The organism is Telmatospirillum sp. J64-1 (assembly GCF_006980715.1).
Taxonomy (GTDB): Bacteria; Pseudomonadota; Alphaproteobacteria; order Rhodospirillales; family Magnetospirillaceae; genus Oleiliquidispirillum; species Oleiliquidispirillum nitrogeniifigens.
On the sequence record NZ_SBHN01000005.1, the window covers coordinates 24,755 to 44,212 of the forward strand.

General features: G+C 64.0%; 17 protein-coding genes and 1 pseudogene. 15 read left to right on the forward strand and 3 right to left on the reverse strand.

Going from position 1 to position 19,458, the window contains the following annotated elements; genetic code table 11:
* The first annotated feature begins 210 nt into the window (after nucleotides 1–210).
* Nucleotides 211–2,193: a BCCT family transporter gene (locus EPD66_RS06080; RefSeq protein ID WP_255448384.1), complete on the forward strand. Its 1,983-nt coding sequence runs from the start codon at nucleotides 211–213 to the stop codon at nucleotides 2,191–2,193.
* Nucleotides 2,194–2,247: 54 nt separating this feature from the next.
* Here the strand turns inward: EPD66_RS06080 and EPD66_RS06085 are convergent, their stop codons facing one another.
* Nucleotides 2,248–2,949, reverse strand: coding sequence for a glutathione binding-like protein (locus EPD66_RS06085; RefSeq protein WP_142847601.1), 702 nt, complete (start codon nucleotides 2,947–2,949; stop codon nucleotides 2,248–2,250).
* A 635-nt stretch (nucleotides 2,950–3,584) separates the two neighbouring features.
* Entirely contained in the window at nucleotides 3,585–4,403 is an 819-nt protein-coding gene (locus EPD66_RS06090) for a sulfite exporter TauE/SafE family protein (RefSeq protein WP_142847602.1), read from the reverse strand.
* A gap of 109 nt (nucleotides 4,404–4,512) precedes the next feature.
* Between EPD66_RS06090 and EPD66_RS06095 the strand changes: the two genes are divergently transcribed.
* The 13 genes and pseudogenes from EPD66_RS06095 (at nucleotide 4,513) to EPD66_RS06155 (ending at nucleotide 17,918) form a co-directional block, all read left to right on the forward strand.
* Nucleotides 4,513–5,319 carry a helix-turn-helix domain-containing protein gene (locus EPD66_RS06095; RefSeq protein WP_255448385.1) on the forward strand — a complete coding sequence of 269 codons (807 nt, stop codon included), beginning with the start codon at nucleotides 4,513–4,515 and terminating at the stop codon, nucleotides 5,317–5,319.
* A 70-nt stretch (nucleotides 5,320–5,389) separates the two neighbouring features.
* Nucleotides 5,390–5,617: pseudogene (locus EPD66_RS06100) on the forward strand (IS481 family transposase); the annotation flags it as partial.
* A 396-nt stretch (nucleotides 5,618–6,013) separates the two neighbouring features.
* Nucleotides 6,014–6,814, forward strand: a complete 801-nt coding sequence (locus EPD66_RS06105) for a transglycosylase SLT domain-containing protein (protein WP_142847604.1) — start codon at nucleotides 6,014–6,016, stop codon at nucleotides 6,812–6,814.
* A gap of 32 nt (nucleotides 6,815–6,846) precedes the next feature.
* Entirely contained in the window at nucleotides 6,847–7,587 is a 741-nt protein-coding gene (gene otsB, locus EPD66_RS06110) for a trehalose-phosphatase (protein WP_142847605.1), read from the forward strand.
* A gap of 97 nt (nucleotides 7,588–7,684) precedes the next feature.
* Nucleotides 7,685–8,257: an rRNA large subunit pseudouridine synthase E gene (locus EPD66_RS06115; protein WP_142847606.1), complete on the forward strand. Its 573-nt coding sequence runs from the start codon at nucleotides 7,685–7,687 to the stop codon at nucleotides 8,255–8,257.
* Nucleotides 8,258–8,362: 105 nt separating this feature from the next.
* A complete protein-coding gene (locus EPD66_RS06120; protein ID WP_142847607.1) occupies nucleotides 8,363–8,728 on the forward strand; it encodes a response regulator in 366 nt (121 codons plus the stop codon).
* Nucleotides 8,729–8,743: 15 nt separating this feature from the next.
* Nucleotides 8,744–9,235, forward strand: coding sequence for a chemotaxis protein CheW (locus EPD66_RS06125; RefSeq protein ID WP_142847608.1), 492 nt, complete (start codon nucleotides 8,744–8,746; stop codon nucleotides 9,233–9,235).
* The gene (locus EPD66_RS06130) at nucleotides 9,232–10,638 is read left to right on the forward strand and encodes a protein-glutamate O-methyltransferase CheR (RefSeq protein WP_185961280.1); all 1,407 of its coding nucleotides are present in this window, start codon (nucleotides 9,232–9,234) and stop codon (nucleotides 10,636–10,638) included. Before EPD66_RS06125 ends, EPD66_RS06130 begins: the two co-directional genes overlap by 4 nt.
* Entirely contained in the window at nucleotides 10,638–11,138 is a 501-nt protein-coding gene (locus EPD66_RS06135; protein ID WP_142847610.1) for a chemotaxis protein CheW, read from the forward strand. The genes EPD66_RS06130 and EPD66_RS06135 overlap by 1 nt, the downstream gene beginning before the upstream one ends.
* A 3-nt stretch (nucleotides 11,139–11,141) precedes the next feature.
* Entirely contained in the window at nucleotides 11,142–12,767 is a 1,626-nt protein-coding gene (locus EPD66_RS06140; RefSeq protein WP_142847611.1) for a methyl-accepting chemotaxis protein, read from the forward strand.
* Entirely contained in the window at nucleotides 12,764–14,959 is a 2,196-nt protein-coding gene (locus EPD66_RS06145; protein WP_142847612.1) for a response regulator, read from the forward strand. The genes EPD66_RS06140 and EPD66_RS06145 overlap by 4 nt, the downstream gene beginning before the upstream one ends.
* Nucleotides 14,956–16,008 (forward strand): chemotaxis-specific protein-glutamate methyltransferase CheB, encoded by a 1,053-nt coding sequence (gene cheB / locus EPD66_RS06150; RefSeq protein WP_255448386.1) that lies wholly within the window; start codon nucleotides 14,956–14,958, stop codon nucleotides 16,006–16,008. The genes EPD66_RS06145 and cheB overlap by 4 nt, the downstream gene beginning before the upstream one ends.
* Nucleotides 16,005–17,918: a response regulator gene (locus EPD66_RS06155; RefSeq protein WP_142847613.1), complete on the forward strand. Its 1,914-nt coding sequence runs from the start codon at nucleotides 16,005–16,007 to the stop codon at nucleotides 17,916–17,918. Before cheB ends, EPD66_RS06155 begins: the two co-directional genes overlap by 4 nt.
* Before the next feature lie 27 nt (nucleotides 17,919–17,945).
* Here EPD66_RS06155 and EPD66_RS06160 read toward each other — a convergent pair whose 3' ends face one another.
* Entirely contained in the window at nucleotides 17,946–18,329 is a 384-nt protein-coding gene (locus EPD66_RS06160) for a helix-turn-helix domain-containing protein (RefSeq protein ID WP_185961281.1), read from the reverse strand.
* A 97-nt stretch (nucleotides 18,330–18,426) separates the two neighbouring features.
* Here EPD66_RS06160 and EPD66_RS06165 point away from each other — a divergent pair, with 97 nt between their 5' ends.
* Complete coding sequence (locus EPD66_RS06165) at nucleotides 18,427–19,449, forward strand: zinc-binding alcohol dehydrogenase family protein (protein WP_142847615.1); 1,023 nt, start codon at nucleotides 18,427–18,429, stop codon at nucleotides 19,447–19,449.
* Nucleotides 19,450–19,458 lie beyond the last annotated feature (9 nt).

The window sequence follows — 19,458 nt, forward strand, 5'->3', positions numbered from 1 at the left end:
CTTCGCGCGGGTTTCTCCCGCCTTCGAGAATATTTCTCTCCGCGTCATCCATTCCTGTGCCCCCGCATGGGGCGGCTTGTCATTTCCGGAATGGACCTGGGACGCCTTGGCAGCCTTCCGCTGAAGGATCGCGCCTTTCAGGCCCGGCAGCATGCCTCTTTCCGCTGTTGCCACCCTCCCTGACGACGGAGCCAAGAAAAGGAGTTGTGCATGCGGGCGAATATGAATCCGCCTGTTTTTTGGGGATCAAGCGCCGTCATCGGGATTTTCCTCCTGATCGGAGTGCTGTTCCCCAACCGAGCGGAAGCTATCTTCTCCGCCATCCAGACTACGATCATCGACGGCTTCGGATGGTTCTACATCCTGTCCGTTGCCGGTTTCGTCTTCGTCATCCTCTATATGGCTCTCAGCCGCTATGGACAGTTGAAGCTGGGGCCCGACGAGGCCCAGCCCGATTATTCCTATCCTTCCTGGCTCGCCATGCTTTTCGCGGCCGGAATGGGCATCGGCCTGATGTTCTTCGCCGTGGCCGAGCCCATCCTCCATTACTCGGCACCGCCCGAAGCCGACCCGCAGACGCTGGAAGCGGCGCGTTCGGCGATGGTGATCACCTTCTTCCACTGGGGCATCCATGCCTGGGCCATCTATGCCATCGTCGGGCTGTCCCTGGCCTATTTCTGCTTCCGCTACAACCTGCCGCTGACGGTGCGTTCGGGGCTGTATCCGCTGCTGAAGAACCGGATCTACGGCCCCATCGGCAATGCCGTGGACATCTTCGCCATCTGCGGCACCCTGTTCGGCATCGCCACCTCCCTGGGCTTCGGGGTCCTGCAGATCAATTCCGGGCTGAACTACCTGTTCGGCCTGCCTAACGAATCCTGGGTGCAGGTTCTCCTGATCGCCGGGATCATGTTCCTGGCGACGCTCTCCGTGCTGAGCGGCCTCGACACGGGCATCCGCAGGCTGTCGGAACTGAACCTGATCTGCGCCATCCTGCTGATGGTCTTCGTCCTGATGATGGGGCCGACGAGCTTCCTGCTCCAGGCCGCCCTGCAGAATGTCGGCACCTATCTGGACAATTTCTTTGTCCGCACCTTCAATCTCTACGCCTATGAACCGCGCGGCTGGATGAGCTCGTGGACGCTGTTCTACTGGGCCTGGTGGATCGCCTGGTCGCCCTTCGTCGGCATGTTCATCGCCCGCATCTCGCGCGGGCGCACGGTGCGGGAATTCGCCCTGGGCGTCCTGCTGATTCCCAGCGGCTTCTCCTTCCTGTGGATGACGATCTTCGGCAACACCGCCATTTTCCTCGACATGACCGTCGCCGCCGGGGCCATCACCGAAGCCGTGTCCGCCGATGTCTCCGTGGCGCTGTTCCAGTTCTTCGAATACCTGCCGATGGGCGGCGTGGCCTCGGTCCTGGCCATCCTCCTCGTGGCGATCTTCTTCATCACCTCGGCCGATTCCGGCTCCATGGTGGTGGACACCATCGCCTCGGGCGGCACCGACGAGACGCCGGTCTGGCAACGCATCTACTGGTGCAGCCTGGAAGGCTTCACCGCCGCCGTACTGCTGCTGGCGGGCGGACTGTCGGCCTTGCAGACGGTCACCCTGATCAGTGCCCTGCCCTTCACGGTGATCATGGTGCTGCTCGCCATCGGGCTGATGAAGGGAATGCGATCCGACCTCGCCCGCAGCCAGGCGGAAGCGCAGCCTGCCGCCGCCGCGCCACCAACGGAACTGTCCTGGCATCAGCGCCTTGGGCTGATCCTGCATACGCCCCGGCAGCAGGATGTCCGCCATTTCCTGGACAGCCTGGCCAAGCCGGCCCTGGAATCGGTCGCCGAGGAAATGCGCAAGCGCGGGCTGGCCGCTTCGGTGGAAAGGGACGAGCATGACGGCTTCTCCCTGACCATTCCGGCCGAGGACGTGCGCAGCTTCGTCTACGGCATCAAGCCCCACCGGCATCTTCTGGTGGCGCTGTCGGCCGCCGACGCCACCCGCCCCGAGTCCCGGCGCCCCCAAAGCTGGGAGGCCCGAACCTATTTCTCGGACGGCAGCCGCGGCTACAACATCATGGGCTTCACCCGCGACCAGCTCATCAACGATGTGCTGGCCCAGTACGAGCGGTACCAGACCATGACGCAATTGCGGGCGACGGCGCTCTACATCGCCTCACCCGATCCCGCCTAAACAAAAGCGCAAGCGCAGGAGGTCATCCTGCGCTTGCGTGCTTTCCTGAAACCGTCAGCGCTTCACATTATCGGACGTCTGGCCGAACAGGACCTTCTTGTCCTCGTCGCTCATGGGCTTCGCGCTGCTCCAGGGCTCGCCCTTGGCATAGGCCGCGGCGGTCGCCGGCCGCTGGCGGATCGCCTCGAACCAGCGCTTGAGGTTGGGGAAGGCGTTCAGGTCCTGCTGCTGGCGCTCCCACGGCACGATCCAGGGATAGCAGGCCATGTCGGCGATGCTGTAGACGTCGCCGGCGATGAATTCCCGGCCCTCCAAGCGCTTGTTGAGCACGCCGTACAGCCGGTTGGTTTCCTTGACGTAGCGCTCCATCGCATAGGGAATGCGCTCGGGCGCGTATTGCACGAAGTGATGGTTCTGCCCGGCCATCGGGCCGAGGCCGCCGACCTGCCAGAACAGCCATTCCATGACCGTCTTGCGGCCGCGCAGGTCCTGGGGCAGGAAGGAGCCGGTCTTTTCGGCCAGATAGAGCAGGATCGCCCCCGATTCGAAGATCGAGATCGGCTCGCCGCCATCGGCGGGCGCATGATCGACGATAGCGGGCATGCGGTTGTTGGGAGAGATGGCCAGGAAGTCCGGCTTGAACTGGTCGCCGGCCCCGATATTCACCGGGTGGATCTTGTACTCGAGTCCGGCCTCTTCCAGGAACAGGGTCACCTTGTGACCGTTCGGCGTCGGCCAGTAATAGAGATCAATCATTCCTTGCCTCCTTTGATGGCGCATGGCCCGGTCGGATGAATGGCCGGCCCGATTCCGCCGTCCCGGCCCTAGGGCTGGGATGGTTTTGTAAAGGTGTGGATTATATAAGCTTTTCCCCGGACCGAAAGAGTCTGCGGCCCGGTCTTTTCCTGCGCTTGCCATTTCTGGCGGAAATATTTCCCAGGATGAAAAAGCAGCCTGCGGCAGACGCATCCCTGCCGGGCGGATCGCTTCGGGCAAAAAAAGGGACCGGGGAGACCCCGGTCCAAGTTTAGGATGGAGATGTCTTCAGGGTCTTGGGTCTGCCCCCCCTTGGAAACACTATCGTTCCGCCCCACGCGGTTTACATGTGGGGCAAAAGGGCGAGAAAGACGGCACTGCCACCGGGCATGCAGCGGACGGGAACAGATCGTGACATCGTCTTCGTGATAGTACCGAAAGCAATTACGGCCCATCGAGATTTCGTGGGCAAGACAGCGATTAAACGCACCCTAGGGTCAGGCCTCACAACCAGTAACTGTCGGTTGTGGCGATGCAGTCTGCTTGTCGCAAAAATTCCAAATCCTGCGACACCTTATGATGCGACACCTTATGACTCTTAATGGAGAGGGCATCTTTCCTGTTGGATGACCGTTTCAAATGATCATGGCAAGCAGAACCAGAACCAACAGGAAGATGTAGATCTTAGCATGTATGGCGTCGGGTATTCGCCCGACCATCGGTAATGCCGCCCGCATCCCTACGAGGGCACCACAGATGAGAACCAGAAACGCGGCAAGATCAACATAACCGATTTGCCACGCGGTTTGAGCGATCGGGCTTGTGGGAGCCGAGAGCATGTAGGTAATAGTCGCTGAGAAGGCGACCGGCACGGTAAGTGGATTGGCCATTGCCGTCGCCTTGGTCATATCCATCCCGCGGCGGCGCATCAGAGGGACGGTCATGACACTGCCACCCACTCCTAGAAATGCTGCAACGATGCCGATACCGATACCAAACCCGCCGCTCATTATGGCCGTCGGTGGTGAAACGAGGTTTTGCGCTTGGTTCCGGCGGATAAAGCCATCGCGCAACAAACAGTCTATAATTGTCAGCCCGAGATAAATAACAAAGGCCCACTTCACGGCATTACTGCTCACGATGGTCGCGAGCTGAGCTCCGATAAAGGCTCCAACTCCGATAAAAACGGCCATGGGCCAAATCTGACTGGTGATGATATTTCCTCGCTTCGCGTGTTGCCATGTTGCGATTGCAGAGGTGGCGATCATCACGCAGGTAGATGTCGCAACAGCCATTTGCATGGCATTCTCACTTTTTAGGGCGCCATAATGCTCGGCATGTGTAATGAGCAAATATATCAGCGGAACAGTAACAAACCCGCCACCAAAACCGAACAAGACGGTGGTGATTCCTGATCCAACACCGAATACAGCAAGCAGGAGATAGATAGTCATTCAGGAAGTCTCTGTTTTCACTGGGATAAGCCATAATAATGGCACATAGGCTTGACCCACAATCGAATGCCGGCCAATGTTGTTTGAGATTTGGCCAACGGAGCCATATGTGCCCAAGAACATTCCCCTCGTAGCGATCGAGACTGACGATGTGCCGTTGATCGCACTCGGGACTGACTATGCGCATGGCACGCTGCTGGACTGGCACGAGCATTCCCGGGCGCAACTGCTTTACAGCGTTAGTGGCTCCATGAAGGTCGATACGAAGTCGCAGACCTGGGTCGTTCCAGTTCAACGAGGCGTATGGATACCTGCCGGAGAGATTCATAGGGTGCTGATGTTAGGAGCAAGCACTCGCAGCCTCTATATCGAGCCGGAGCTGACTGTGCGTCCTGGCCGTTCTTGCGAGGTTCTGCATGTAGGAGCCTTGCTCCGGCAGCTTTTGCTCGAAGCTGTGCACATGCCTTTGCGATACAAGGAAGGTGGACGTGATGCCGCACTTGTATCGCTTCTGCTTCATGAACTCGCAGAAGCACCCAGCATTGATCTGCAATTACCTATGCCCGACCAAGGCCCGCTTTCATTGTTGTGCGAGGATTTCCTGCGAGCACCTTCTATCCATAGCGCGCCGGAGGAGTGGGCCGCTCGCCTCAACGTCAGCCGCAGGACCTTCAGTCGAAAGTTTCATACCCAGACGGGACTGAGTTTCCAGCAATGGCGGCAACGAGCATGTGTCACCATGTCATTGTCTCAACTCGCTGAAGGCAAGTCCGTAACAAGCATTGCTCTCGAGATGGGCTACGAAAGCCCGGCGACATTCTCCACCATGTTCCGTCGCATCTTGGGCAAGCCGCCCTCTGCTTTTGCAGCTCACCCTGGAGACCTTCGCACCGAAGGCAGGATTGTGATTCGATGACCGCCTAGTCGTTCAGGACGTCATGGCACGCAAGCCGATTGGCCAGTTAGCCCGGGGGCTCGGCGTTGGGATCATGTCTGACGAGAAGAAGGAAAGCGTGGTCGCCTTCCTGGACGCGGCGGCGGCTTATTACGCCAGTCTCGGCGTTACGGTTACCCGCGTCATGACCGACAACGGTTCGCGCTACAAGTTCCGCAAGGCCTGCGCCGCCCATGGCTTGAAGCACGTCCGCACCAGGCCCCATACGCCCAAGACCAACGGCAAGGCCGAACGCTTCATTCAGACAGCCTTGCGCGAATGAGCCCCACATACACGACCATTTTCAGCCCTTTCCAGGCCGAACGCACAGATGAGCATAGATCGTTGTTTTAATTGGGTTTTTACCGCGTTTCGGGCAAAAAAAAGGGACCGGGGAGACCCCGGTCCAAGTTTAGGGAGGAAACGTCCAAGAAAGGCAGACAAGTGACAGTCCGTAGGACCATCCGTTTGCTGCAGTGCAAAAGTTATTGATTCCGGTGCTGCATTGCAAGATGAATCTTTCGCAAACATGCTACCGATTCCGAAAAATGGCGGAAATCCTAGAGTTTTGCCCCTGCATCGCTGATATGCATTTTCAGCAGAGCGCACTTTTTAGGCATTGGCACGGCAATTGCTTAACATTGCGCAGCAACTTTTTGAGGCAAAGGAGGGCGAAATGGGGGTTCAGAGGCGACGGACGCGCAGGATCGCACTCGCCGCCCTTCTGTCCTGTTTCGCCCTGTCCGCCCCCTTTTCCGCCCAAGCCCAGCAAACCGGGGCCTTGTGTGCGGAACAGACGGCCAAGCACGAACGCCTGAACGGCATTCCCAAGCATCTTCTCGACGCCATCTCCATCGTCGAATCCGGACGATGGGATTCCGAACGCCGGGCAAGTATTGCCTGGCCCTGGACGGTGATGGCCGAGGGCAAGGGGAGATTTTTGCCTACCAAGGAGGCCGCCATTGCCGAGGTCCGCGCCCTGAAAGCCAAGGGCGTGCGTAATATCGATGTGGGCTGCATGCAGATCAACCTGCATTACCATCCCGATGCCTTCGATAACCTGGAAGAGGCCTTCGACCCGGCCCACAACGTGGCCTATGCCGCGCGCTTCCTGAAGAACCTGCATGCCAGCACCGGCCATTGGCCCACCGCCGCCTCTTATTACCATTCCCAGACCCCGGAACTGGCGGCCCGCTATCGGGAAAAGCTGATGGCCGCCTGGGACGCGGTGACCAACACCCCCGGCACCTTCGCCGCCTTGTCCGCGCCGCCGGCGGAAACCCGCATCGACCCCATGCTGGCCCGCATCCAGGAGCAGCGCCGCCTGGCCGCCCAGCAGCGCGAGGAGCGCCAGCGCCAGCTCGCCGCTGATCGTGAAGAGACACGGAAAATCGCCGAAGCCTATCGCAAGGCGCGCCTGGCGGAATATATGCTACGGAAGCAGGAGCGCGCCGCGCGCCTCGAGGTCAAAGGCTGACCTGCCTCCCCTCAACCGGAAACGGCAGAGATATGCTTCCCATTCCCCGCGCCGACTGGGCCTGGTTCCTCGACATGGACGGAACCCTGATCGAAATCGTGCCCAATCCCGATGACGTGACCGTCCCGCCCGGCCTAGTACCGATCCTCAACCGCCTGCGCGACGGCAGCGGCGGTGCCTTGGCCGTGGTCAGCGGCCGCAGAGTGGAAACCATCCGCCATCTGCTCGCCCCTCTCGATCCCGTCTGCGCCGGTCTCCATGGACTGGAACTCCACATCCCGGGCGAGAATCCGGACCTGCCCCCGCAGACGCTGGACACGACCCGGGCCATGCTGGCGGTGCTGCGGGAATTCGCCGAGACCCATCCCGGCACCTTCGTCGAGGACAAGGGCCTGACGGTCGGCCTTCACTACCGCACCGCTCCGCACCACCAGGACGCCGCCCGCCAGGCCGCCGAGAAGGCCTGCGCCCTGGCTTCGGGCTACCAGATCCTGGCGGGCAAGATGGTCTACGAGATCAGGCCCGACGGCCATGACAAGGGCACCGCCGTCGAAACCCTGATGCGCCGGCCGCCTTTTGCCGGCCGCATCCCCGTCTTCATCGGAGACGACGTCACCGACGAAGACGGCTTTGCCGTGGTCCGCCGGATGGGCGGGATCACCATTCGCGTCGGCAGTCCCGGCGAGCGCCCCACCAAGGCCGAATACCATATCGAAAGCGTCGCCGCCCTCCGCCGCTGGCTGGCGGAAGCGGCGGACAAGCTGGCCGGGTGAGCCTGGGAAATCCAGGCCCCTCCCTTCCCCCTCTCCTTGACATGACGAAGACGGCGCCAGCGCCCGCGTCGATGGACACGCCCGAAAGAACCGCGCCATGAAGGTGATCCTGTTCAACAAGCCCTATGACGTGCTGTCGCAATTCACCGACCGCGAGCACGGACGCGACACCCTGGCGCAATTCATCCCGGTCAAGGACGTCTATGTCGCCGGGCGGCTGGACCGCGACAGCGAGGGCCTGCTGGTGCTGACCGATCACGGCCCCTTGCAGGCGCGCATCGCCCAGCCGCGCAACAAGATGCCCAAGACCTATCTGGCCCAGGTGGAAGGACTGCCGAGCGAGCAGGCGCTGGACAGCCTGCGCCAAGGCCTCATGCTGAAGGACGGCCCAACCTTGCCCGCAGGGGCGCGCCGGATCGACGAGCCGGACTGGTTGTGGCCGCGCGACCCGCCGATCCGTTGGCGCGCCAATATCCCGACCTCGTGGATCGAACTGACCCTGCGCGAGGGACGCAACCGGCAAGTCCGCCGCATGACCGCCGCCGTGGGGCTGCCGACCCTGCGCCTGATCCGCTGGGCGGTGGGCGATTGGTGCCTGCGGGACCTGCCGCCGGGCTGCTGGAAAGAGGTCTCGCCGCCCGCCTTTTCCGGCCACCGCGCCCGCCCATAGACTATTGACTATGCCCATAGCCATAAACCACCACCATTGGATGGGTTGCGGCCTCGATAAAAAGGCGAGACATAGAGACCATGCTTATCAATATTGAATCATACTATGAGCAGTCTTAGTGGACTGCGGGTGCTGGTGGTTGAAGATGAATTTCTCGTCGCCATCGGCCTCGAAGCAGTGCTGCAGGATCTTGGATGCGAGATCCTGGGGCCTGCCCCTGATATTGACTCCGCCCTGGACTTGGCTCGGCGGGAAGAGTTCGATTGTGCCATCCTGGATGTCAATCTCAACGGCTCGCCAGTCTATCCGGTAGCCCGTTACCTCGCCGAGAAAGACATCGATTTCATTCTGACCACCGGCTATGAAGGCGCCGCCCTGCCCGATGACCTTCGCGACCGTCCCCGGCTGCGCAAGCCCTATGACCCATCAGAGCTGGAAAAACTGATGGTGGCGACCTTCTGTAAAGTCTGAGGGACATGCCGGAACATGGCGGAAGACGCTGAACGCGCCTATCTGGAATTCCAACTTTCCGACAGGGTCTGCGCCCTGCCCGCCGACAGCGTGCGGGAAATCGTCCCCATGGCCGACCTGGCGCGCCCTCCCGGCATGCCCGCGACACTGCAGGGAATGCTCGACCTGGGGGGACAGGCCATCCCGGTGCTGCGCCTGGCCCTGCTGCTGGGACTGCGGGAAGTTCCGCCGACCCTTTCCACGGTCATCATCGTGCTGCGCGAGCCCTTGGCCCTCATGGCCGACGAAGCCCGGGCGCTTCGCCGCCTTCCGCTCTCCGTATGGAAGCCCGCCGAGGCCGAGAACAGCTTCAACGGCTGCGCCGACGGTTTCCTGTCGGCCCCCAATGGCGGCATCCATCGCCTGGATCCCCGGCGCCTGCTGCTGGAGGCCGAGCGCCATCGCATCGAAAGCCTGCGCGAACAGGAGCAGGCGCGGCTGGCCCTGCTGGATGTCCAGGCACCATGACCACGGCCGAGGAATTCCTCCAGAACGACCCGTCCTATCACCGGCTGAAGGACAAGGTGGTGGGCAGCACCGGCATGGCCTTCTACCGCGACCGCGACGACATCCTTTGCGATGTGGTGATGCGGCGCCTCCTCGCCACCGGTCTGCGCGATTGCGATGCCTATCTCGAATTGCTGGAGACCGAAGGCGGCTCCGACGAACTGGACATCCTGATCGCCGAACTGACCATCGGCGAAACCTATTTCTTCCGCCATCACGCCCAGTTCGAGGCGCTGGAGCAGAAGATCATTCCGGACATCCTGCGCCGTAACGAATCGATCCGGCAGATCAATGTCTGGAGCGCGGGCTGCTCGACCGGACCGGAGGCCTATTCCGTGGCGATCCTGCTCAAGGAACGCTTCGGGAAGCAACTGGCCGACTGGAACATCCATATCCATGGAACGGACATCAACCGGAAATTCCTGGCCCTGGCCCGCACCGGCCGCTTCGGCCCCTGGTCCTTCCGCGCGGTGCCCGAAGAGATCCGGGAACGCTGGTTCAACCAGGTCGGAGACGAATGGGAGATCAGCCGCGAGATCAAGTCCATGGTGCGGTTCTACCCCCACAACCTAGTCACCGATCCGCCGCCCAAGCCCGAAAACGGCTTCGACCTGATCCTGTGCCGCAACGTCATCATCTATTTCGACCGCGCCACGGCCGAGGCGCTGGTCGCGCGGCTGCATGAAAGCCTGGCCGATGGCGGCTGGCTCGCCATGGGACATTCCGAACCCAATCTGGCCCTGTTCCGCAAGTTCCACACCCTCAGCCTGCCCGGCGCCATCATCTATCGCAAGGAAGCCGGTTACGCCCCGCCCGCGCTTCCTGCCCGGACGGCGGCTCCGCCCTCCCCTCCGCCTTCACGGACCAGGGCCGTCAAGACGGTTCCGCCCAAGAAGCCCGCCAGGCAATCGGCCAGATCGGCCTTGACGGCCCAGAAGGATGTGCCGCCGCCGCGCATCCCGGCCCCCAGGCCCGCACCCCATCTGGTGCTGGAACTGGCGGAAAAGGGCGACTGGGACGCCGCCGAAGCCGCCTGCGATGCCATGCTGCGCGCCAATCCGCTGGACGGCCGGGCCTATTACTACCGTGCGCTGCTGCTGGAACAGGCGGGGCGTTTCGCCGAAAGCGAGACCGCCTTGCGGCGATCGGTATTCCTTGACCGCCGTTCACCTCTGCCGCATTACCAGCTCGCCCTGCTGCTGCTGCACCGGCAGGATGTGAACGGGGCGCAGCGCAGCTTCCGCAACGCCTTGTCCCTGGCCGACCGGCGCGAGGCCGATACTCCCCTGCCGGAACTGCCTGACCTGACCGCCGGGCAGCTGCGCGAGATGGCCGCCCAATATCTGCAAAGGCTGAAAGGGTAATGCTCAACGAGATCGACCTGTCCCGCCTGTTCCGCGAACGCGCCGAGCATCTGGCCCGGCCGCGCGGCATCAAGCCCGTCCTGGGGGAAGCGGCCCTGGCCTTCCGCTTGCGCGAGGATTCCTATGCCCTGGCCCTGTCCGCCTTGGTCGAAGTGGCGCCGCTGACCAGCGTCACGCCGATTCCCGCCGCTCCCGAGATGCTCCTGGGCGTGGCCAACCAGCGCGGCGACATCCGCCCCGTTCTCGACCTTCACCGCATGCTGGGCCTGCCCCCGCCGCCGGCCGACACCCCGGCGCACCTGCTGTTCCTGCGCCGCCCGCAAGGACCTGTCGCCGTCAGGGTGGAAGCCCTGCTGGGCAGCATGCGGCTCGGGGAATTGTCGCCGCCGCCACAGGGCGGACGCTTCACCCAGGGCGTCACCACGGACGGCATCATCCTGCTTGCCCCCGACCAGATCCTGGACCTGGACTTCCTGACCACTCGCCATACGCCGGAGTAACCCATGCCCGAACAGGCCTCTCCCACCTTTTCCTTTTGGAACCGCTTGAGGATCGGCGGCAAGCTGATGTCCCTTTGCGTGTTGTTCGTCGGCGTATTGGTGGTCCTCGTCGTCTTCACGGTCATGGCCATCAACGAGCGGCAAAGCGCCACCGAGGAAAATTACGTCACCGGGCGGCAGCGCTATCTGGCGCAGCGTTACTACATCGACATTATGCACCAGTTGCAGACGGGCGAGGCGAGACGTGGCCATGTCTGGCTGGACATCCTGCGCAGCAATGCCTCGGCACTCGCCAATGGCGGCACCGTCGTCCTGAATGCCGATACGGGCGAAAGCATCCAGGTCAATGCGACTCCCTATGACGATATACGCGCGCAATTCCTGGAACAGCGGACGATCGCCACGCAGCTGCAACAGGCCATGAGCGCGATCCTCGCCAATCCCGATGCGGTCGATCCCGTCGCCTTGTCCGATGCCAATGCCATCCTCGACCAATTACTCGCCCTGACGGACGACAGCGCAAGATTGCGCAGCGACCGCTCCGCCGATGCGCTGAACCGCATCGCCTCATGGATGGTCCTGCTCGGCGCGAGCGCCGCCGTGATCGGCCTGCTGGGAACCTGGATGCTGGTCCGCAACATCGTCACTCCCCTGCAACGGGGTGCCGACATGGCCCGTGCCATCGCCTCCGGCGATTTGACCTCGCCGCCCTTGAAGGTGCAGGGCGAGGATGAGACGGCGATCCTGTCCCGGGCGCTGAACGAGATGCAGTCCTCGCTGCGCATGCTCACCCAGGAGAGCCGCCAAGCGGCGGAACGCCTCTCGGCCGCCGTCTACGACATCATGTCCTCGGTGCAGGAGCAGGCGGCGACCACCCGCCAGCAGGCGGCGGCGGTGCAGGAGATCACGGCCACGGTGGAAGAGCTGAGCCAGTCCGCCCGCCAGGTGGCCGACATGGCCCGCGACGTTTCGTCCAGCGCCGATACCGTGGCGGCTTCCGGCGCCTCGGGCCTTCAGGCGGTGCAGGATTCCACCGCGGCCATGGAAGCGATCCGCAGCCAGACCGAAAGCGTCGCCGAAAACATCATCGGCCTCAGCGAGCGCATGCAGACGGTCGGCGAGATCATCGCCAGCGTCAACGAGATCGCCGAACGCTCCAACCTGGTGGCGCTGAATGCCGCCATCGAAGCCGCCGATGCCCGCGACCAGGGACGCCGCTTCTCGGTGGTGGCCGACGAGATCAAGAACCTGGCCGACCAGTCCAAGGATGCCACCCGGCAGGTGCGCTCGATCCTGGAACAGACCCAGAAGGGCATCAACACCTCGGTCATGCTGACCGAAGAGGCACTGAAGCGGGTCACGGCGGGACGCGAGAAGACCTTGCAGGCCGAGGAATTCATCCGCCAGATGGCCGGCGACGTCCAGGAAAGCGCCGGGTCCTTCCAGCAGGTGGTCGGCGCGACCAACCAGCAGCAGATCGGCTTCGAGCAGATCGCCCAGGCCCTGCACCAGATCCGTCAGGCCAGCATGCAGACGGCCACCAGCACCGATGAACTGGCCAAGGCTTCGAGCAACCTGCGGACCCTGGGCGAGTCGCTGGCCCGGAACATGGAGAAATACCGTCTGTGACGGAGAATATCCGACAAATCCTGCTGGACGCCTTCCGCAGCGAATACCGCGAATATCTCGACGGTATCCGAGCCCGGCTGGCGGCGCCCGAAGCGGTCGGCGCCGACGCCATGCAGGAGATGTTCCGTCAGGCCCACAGCCTGAAGGGTGCGGCCCGGGCCGTCGATTTGGGGGCGGTCGAGGCCGTGGCCCATGGCCTGGAAACCCTCTTCGCCCGCGTGCAGGAAGGCGAGTTGCCCTTGCCCGGCCCGGTGGCGGTGCTGAGCGGCCGGATTCTCGATGCCATCGAGGATCTGGCGAGCGCCCCCCTCGAGGAGTCCGACACACCGCCGCCCGCCGACCTGATGGCCGAGATCGAAGCCGTCCTGTCCGGCCGCCCCTTGTCGTCGGCCCCTCCTCCTCCGTCCTCCCCGCCCCCGACACCGCCACCGCCGTCTTCGTCCCCCATGCCCGCCACGGAAACGGCACTGGCGGGCGAAAGTACCGCCGAGCAGGTCCGCGTCGGCGCCGGACGGCTGGATTCCCTGCTGGGCGCGGTGACCGAATTGCTGGTCGAACAGCGCCGTCAGGACCGGGTGAGCGCCGATCTGGCACGGCTGGATGAAGCCCTGGGCGAGCTGGAGAATGCCTGGCGGCGGCTGCGTGACGGCATCCCGACCGGCTCCGAACTCGCCCAGCACATGGACCGGGTGGAACAGCGCCTGCGCGTGACCCAGCGCCTGGGACGCGAGGTGCGGCGGCACCAGAGCGCCGTCTCGTGGTCATCCCAGCGCCTGGGACGCAGCCTGCACGAGGAAGTCCGCCGCGCCCGCATGATCCCGGCGGAAAACATCTTCAGCGGCTTCCGCAAGATGGTCCGCGATCTGGCGCGCGACCATGGCAAGCAGGTGGAATTCCGGGCCACCGGGCTGGAGGTCGAAGCCGACCGCATGGTGCTGCAAGGGCTGAAGGCCCCCGTCATGCATCTGTTGCGCAACGCCATCAGCCACGGCGTCGAGACTCCCGAGGAGCGGCGGGCCAAGGGCAAGCCGGAAACGGCCACCATCCGTCTGGAACTGTCCACGGTCGAGGGCCGCTTGCGGGTGGTGGTCCAGGATGACGGGCGAGGCCTCGACCCAGAGGCCATCCTGGAAGCGGCCACGGCGCGCGGCCTGCTGACCCCCGCCGAAGCCGAGACGATCAGCCGCGACCGCGTGGCCGACCTGATCTTCAGCCCCGGCCTATCCACCAGCCAAGGCGTCAACAACCTGTCCGGACGCGGCATCGGCCTGTCCGTGGTGCGCGAAGCCGTCATGCGCCTGCATGGCAGCGCCGAGGCGCGGGAAGCGCCCGGCGGCGGGACCAGCTTCGTGCTCCTGGTGCCGCTCTCGGCCACCGCCCAGCGCCTGTTGCTGCTGCGTGTGCAGGGCCGCTCCTGGGGCCTGCCCGCCAGCAGCGCCGAACGCCTGCTACGCATCCCGCGCAGCCAGCTTCTTCACATCGAGGGGGCGCTCGCCCTGCCCAACCCGGAGGGGCCGATCCAGCTTGTCGCCCTGGCCTCGCTGCTGGGACTGAGCAGCAATGTCGAGGCGGAAGGTGCGATGATGCATCTCGTGGTGCTGCGCTGGGGCGAGCGGCGCCTTGCCGTTGCGGTGGATGCCTTCGAGGGCCTGCGCGATGCGGTGGTGAAGGATCTGGGCGGCCTGCCGCTGGACTCCAGCCCGGCGGGCGGCGGCGTCATCCTCGACGACGGCAGCGTGGCCCTGGTGCTCAATCCCTTCCGCCTGATGCAACTGGCCGGGCGCACCGCTACCGCGCTGGAAGTATCCGAACGGGCACCGGTCAAAAAGGTTCCCACTGTCCTGGTGGTTGATGATTCCCTGACCACAAGAACCCTGGAAAAAAGCATTCTCGAAGCCCATGGATATCGCGTTCGTCTCGCCGTCGACGGGATGGAAGCCCTGGCTTCGTTGCGTGCAGAACCGGTGGACCTGGTGGTAACCGACGTGCAGATGCCCCATCTAGATGGGTTCGGCCTGTTGCAAGCCATCAAGACCGATCCGGCCTTGTCGTCGATCCCAGTCATCCTCGTGACTTCGCTGGAACGGCGCGAAGACCAGGCCAAAGGTCTGGCTCTCGGGGCCGATGCCTATGTGGTAAAACGTAAATTCGACCAGAAGGAATTGCTCGAAACCATCGGGCAGCTGATATGAAGCCAATACGTGTGATGATCGTCGAGGATTCGACTGTGGTAAGGACCCTCCTGGCCCACATCATCTCCGACGATCCCCGGCTGGAGGTGGCGGCGGCGGTGGGTTCCGCCGAAGAAGCCCTGGCCATTCTCGACCGCGTGGCTCCGGACGTGGTGTCGCTGGATATCCGGCTGCCCGGCATGAGCGGCATCGATGCCACGCTGGAAATCATGGCCCATCGTCCCACCCCCATCGTGGTGGTGGCCGCCGACATCCACGCTCCCGACCTGAACATCGCCATGCAGGCCCTGCGCGCCGGTGCCCTGACCGTCGTGGAAAAGCCGGTCGGATTGGGCAACCGGGCCTATGGGACCATCGCCAAACGCCTCTGCGACCAGTTGGTCCTGATGAGCCGGGTCAAGGTGGTCCACCAGATCCGCGGCCGGCGCCTCACCGCCGAGCCCATCGTCCACCAGCCCTGTCCGGACGACGGCTGCGAAGTGGTCGCCATCGCCGCCTCCACCGGCGGGCCGCAGGCGGTGGTCCAGATCCTGGACGGCCTGGGCAAGGACTTCTCCCGCCCCATCCTTCTGGTCCAGCATATGCTGGGCGGTTTCCTCGAGGCTTTCACCCAGTGGCTCAACGAAGTCACCCCGCTGCGGGTGCAAATGGGCGCGAATGGTGATAAATTGGTGCCCGGCGTTGTCTATGTGGCTCCGGCGGACGTCCATCTGACCCTGGTCGAGGATTATATCCGTCTCGAGTCCTCCCCGCCCTGGGGGGCCCATCGCCCCTCAGCGGATTTGATGTTCCGCTCGGTTGCCCACAGCAAGGGGCCTCATGCCCTGGGCGTGCAGCTGACCGGCATGGGAGATGACGGATCGCGCGGCTTGCTCGAACTCCGCCAGGCCGGAGGTTGGACCATCGCCGAGGACGAAAGCACGGCCGTCGTCTTCGGAATGCCGCAGGCAGCCTGCCGCCTGGGGGCGGCACGCGAAGTCCTGCCGTTGCCGGACATCGCTCCGCGTATCCGCCAACTGACCGTCGGCGAGGGGCGTAAACGTAAATGAGTGAAAAACAGCACATCGTCATTGTCGAGGATTCCCCGACCCAGGCCCTGCGTCTCAGCCTGTTCCTGGAGCGCCAGGGCTATGACGTCACCCATTGCGCCACCGGCGAGGCCGCCTTCGACGAATTGAACCGCAGCCTGCCCGACCTCGTCATCGTCGATTACCACCTGCCCGGCATCGACGGGGCCGACCTCTGCCGCCAGATCCGGCTGAACGTCAATACCATCGCCATCCCGGTTCTGATGCTGACGGCCGACGAAAGCCCGGCCGCGCAGCGCCTGGGGCTGGATAGCGGGGCCGACGATTTCCTGCCCAAATCCGTCCATTCCAGCCTGCTGCTGCTGCGGGTCCGCAACCTGCTGCGGCAGTCGCGCCAGCAGCGCCAGCATATCCTGCGCCTGGGTACCGGCCTGCGCCGCCCCCGCGCCCTGGTGATCGGGGAAGGCCGCCTGGCACAGGAAGTGATACCCGGCCTGCTGACGGAAGAAGGCTGCGAAGTCCTGCGCAGCACCACCGGCAAAGAGGCCGTCGGCCTGCTGGATGGGCTGGATTACGTCCTGATCAGCCATGAACTCACCGACATGGACTGGATGGAACTCTGCCGCCTGACGAAGGAAGCCGAGGGCGACCAGCCGCCGTCGGTGCTGGTGGTGGTGGAAAGGCCGATCGACGACGATCCCCTGGCCGAACTGCTGAGCCAGGGCGCCGACGACTACGTCACCACGGCCACCGAGCCGGCGACACTGAAGGCCCGCCTGCGCGCCATGACGCGCCGCCGTTTCCTGCTGGAGCAGAACCGCCGCCTGCTGGAGGAATTCCGCGCCAAGGAAATGGAGGCGATGCGGGTGCGCGCCGAAATGGAAGCCGCCGCCGCGCGCGCCGCCCTGGCCGAGGAACTGGCCGAAGCCAACCAGCGCCTGCGCATCCAGGCCCAGATCACCAGCACCATCACCGACAACGCCACGGCGGGGCTGTTCATGCTCGACGGCGAAGGCAGGCCGACCTTCATGAATCCGGCGGCCGAGGCCATGACCGGCTGGGTGCTCGAGGAAATCGCCGATAAACCGCTGCACGACAGCCTGCACCATACCCTGTCCAACGGCAGCCCCTCCGATTCCGCCAGTTGGGAGGTGACGCGCAGCGCCGTCGAGGGCCGCCCCCTGCGCGACCACCAGGATGTGCTGATCCGCCGCAACGGCAGCCATCTGCCGGTGCTGATCTCGGTCTCGCCGCTGGATGACGGCGGACGGGCGGTGATCGAGGTGGTGGACATCACCGAGCGCGTGCGCGCCCAGCAGCACCAGAACCTGCTGATGGCCGAGCTCAGCCACCGGGTCAAGAACACGCTGGCCACCGTCCTGTCCGTGGCCGCCCAGACCCGCCTGGGCAACCAGAGCCTGGACAGCTTCATGCGCACCTTCCGGGGCCGCATCCAGGCTTTGGCTGCCACCCATAACCTGCTGGCCGAACGCAGTTGGTCCGGCGTCGAGCTGCAGGACGTGGTGATGGCCGAACTGCGCCCCTATTGGGACGAGGAGCGCGGCAACATCACCCTCGACGGCCCGCCGATCACGCTGCCGCCCAAGGGTGCCCTGTCCCTTGGCATGGCCTTCCACGAACTGGCGACCAACGCCGCCAAATACGGTGCGCTGTCCTGCCCCGGCGGCCGGGTGCATGTGTCATGGCGCCTGCAGGACGACAACCAGCGCCTGAGCCTGGAATGGCGCGAGGAAGGCGGCCCGCCGGTCAAGCCCCCCTCGCGCAAGGGCTTCGGGCGCATGCTGATCGAGCACGGCCTGGCCTATGAACTGAAAGGCAAGGCCCAGCTCGGTTTCCGCCCCGATGGCCTGCATTGCCTGCTGGACATTCCCGTTCCCCAGCCCGTCGCCCAGCAGATCGTCTGCCCCTGAGGCGGCAACGCCGGGTCCCCTTCCCCGTCAGGCCGGCATGGCCTCTTCGCGCCGCGCCGCCGTCTGCCGCGTGGGCAGATGCTCGAAATGCGCATCGCCCCAGTCCTTCAGGGCCATGATCACGGGATACAGGCTGCCACCAAGCGGCGACAGGCTGTATTCCACCCGTGGCGGCACCTCGGCATAGACCTTGCGGATCACCAGCCCGTCGGCCTCCAGCTCGCGCAGCTGATTGGTCAGCATGCGCTGGGTGACGTTCGGCAGGCGCCGCCGCAACTCGTTGAAGCGCAGTGTCCCCTCCAGCAGGTGGTAAAGGATGACGCCCTTCCACTTGCCGCCGATCAGGGCCAGCACGCCTTCGACCGGACAACCCGGACTGCAATCCAGACTCTTGTGGCGGACTCGCGGCATCACGGTATCCTTTTTGATACTATGGTAGAAAAATGTGCGTTCTTGCGCACTCCGCATATATTCCGTATCTGCGTCCTTATCAACGAAAGGACGTGCCATGCGTGCGACAGCTTATCAAACCCCCTCGCCCGTCGCGGGCGAAGCCTCCCTTCAGGATATCGACCTGCCCAAGCCGGAGCCGAAGGGCCGGGACCTGCTGGTGGAAATCCGCGCCGTCTCGGTGAATCCGGTCGATACCAAAGTCCGCAAGACGGCGACGCCGGAAGCGGGATCGTGGAAAGTCCTGGGATGGGACGCCGCCGGCATCGTGACCGCCACCGGCCCCGAAGCGCGCCTGTTCAAGCCCGGCGACGCCGTCTTCTACGCCGGAGCCATCGACCGCCCCGGCACCAATGCGGAATATCATCTGGTCGACGAGCGGATCGTGGGGCCGAAGCCCGCCTCGCTGAACTGGGCCGAGGCTGCCGCCTTGCCGCTGACCGCCATCACCGCCTGGGAAACCCTGTTCGACCGCCTGGACATCCGGAATGCGGTCATTCCCGGAGCCGCCAAGGCGGTGCTGATCATCGGTGGCGGGGGCGGCGTCGGCTCCATCGCCATCCAGCTGGCCCGGAAACTCTCGGACGTCACCGTCATCGCCACCGCTTCGCGTCCTGAAACCCAGGAATGGTGCAAGGCGCTGGGCGCCCATCATGTGATCGACCACGGCAAGCCGCTGGCGGCGCAGATCGAAGCACTCGGCCTCGGCGCCCCGGCCCATGTCTTCTCGACCACCCATACCGACATGCACCTGGCGGAGATCGCGAACTGCATCGCGCCCCAGGGACGCCTCGCCCTCATCGACGATCCGGCCAGCCTCGACATCTCGCTGCTGAAGCGCAAGAGCGTGTCGATTCACTGGGAGTTCATGTTCACCCGCTCCCTGTTCGGCACCGCCGATATCGAAGAACAGCACAAGCTTCTGGCGGAAGTCTCGCGCCTCGTCGACGACGGCACCTTGCGCACCACGCTCAGCGACATCTTCGGCACGATCAACGCCAAGAACCTGATCCGCGCCCATGCCCTGATCGAAAGCGGCAAGGCCAAGGGCAAGATCGTGCTGGAAGGCTTCGAGGGCTAATTCCCGCAC

What these genes read in the sequence shown, in the direction of transcription:
- EPD66_RS06080 (WP_255448384.1), top strand. Translation starts at nt 211, where the DNA reads ATGCGGGCGAATATGAATCCGCCTGTTTTTTGGGGATCAAGCGCCGTC.
- EPD66_RS06085 (WP_142847601.1), bottom strand. Translation starts at nt 2,949, where the DNA reads ATGATTGATCTCTATTACTGGCCGACGCCGAACGGTCACAAGGTGACC.
- EPD66_RS06090 (WP_142847602.1), bottom strand. Translation starts at nt 4,403, where the DNA reads ATGACTATCTATCTCCTGCTTGCTGTATTCGGTGTTGGATCAGGAATC.
- EPD66_RS06105 (WP_142847604.1), top strand. Translation starts at nt 6,014, where the DNA reads ATGGGGGTTCAGAGGCGACGGACGCGCAGGATCGCACTCGCCGCCCTT.
- otsB (WP_142847605.1), top strand. Translation starts at nt 6,847, where the DNA reads ATGCTTCCCATTCCCCGCGCCGACTGGGCCTGGTTCCTCGACATGGAC.
- EPD66_RS06115 (WP_142847606.1), top strand. Translation starts at nt 7,685, where the DNA reads ATGAAGGTGATCCTGTTCAACAAGCCCTATGACGTGCTGTCGCAATTC.
- EPD66_RS06120 (WP_142847607.1), top strand. Translation starts at nt 8,363, where the DNA reads ATGAGCAGTCTTAGTGGACTGCGGGTGCTGGTGGTTGAAGATGAATTT.
- EPD66_RS06125 (WP_142847608.1), top strand. Translation starts at nt 8,744, where the DNA reads ATGGCGGAAGACGCTGAACGCGCCTATCTGGAATTCCAACTTTCCGAC.
- EPD66_RS06130 (WP_185961280.1), top strand. Translation starts at nt 9,232, where the DNA reads ATGACCACGGCCGAGGAATTCCTCCAGAACGACCCGTCCTATCACCGG.
- EPD66_RS06135 (WP_142847610.1), top strand. Translation starts at nt 10,638, where the DNA reads ATGCTCAACGAGATCGACCTGTCCCGCCTGTTCCGCGAACGCGCCGAG.
- EPD66_RS06140 (WP_142847611.1), top strand. Translation starts at nt 11,142, where the DNA reads ATGCCCGAACAGGCCTCTCCCACCTTTTCCTTTTGGAACCGCTTGAGG.
- cheB (WP_255448386.1), top strand. Translation starts at nt 14,956, where the DNA reads ATGAAGCCAATACGTGTGATGATCGTCGAGGATTCGACTGTGGTAAGG.
- EPD66_RS06155 (WP_142847613.1), top strand. Translation starts at nt 16,005, where the DNA reads ATGAGTGAAAAACAGCACATCGTCATTGTCGAGGATTCCCCGACCCAG.
- EPD66_RS06160 (WP_185961281.1), bottom strand. Translation starts at nt 18,329, where the DNA reads ATGCCGCGAGTCCGCCACAAGAGTCTGGATTGCAGTCCGGGTTGTCCG.
- EPD66_RS06165 (WP_142847615.1), top strand. Translation starts at nt 18,427, where the DNA reads ATGCGTGCGACAGCTTATCAAACCCCCTCGCCCGTCGCGGGCGAAGCC.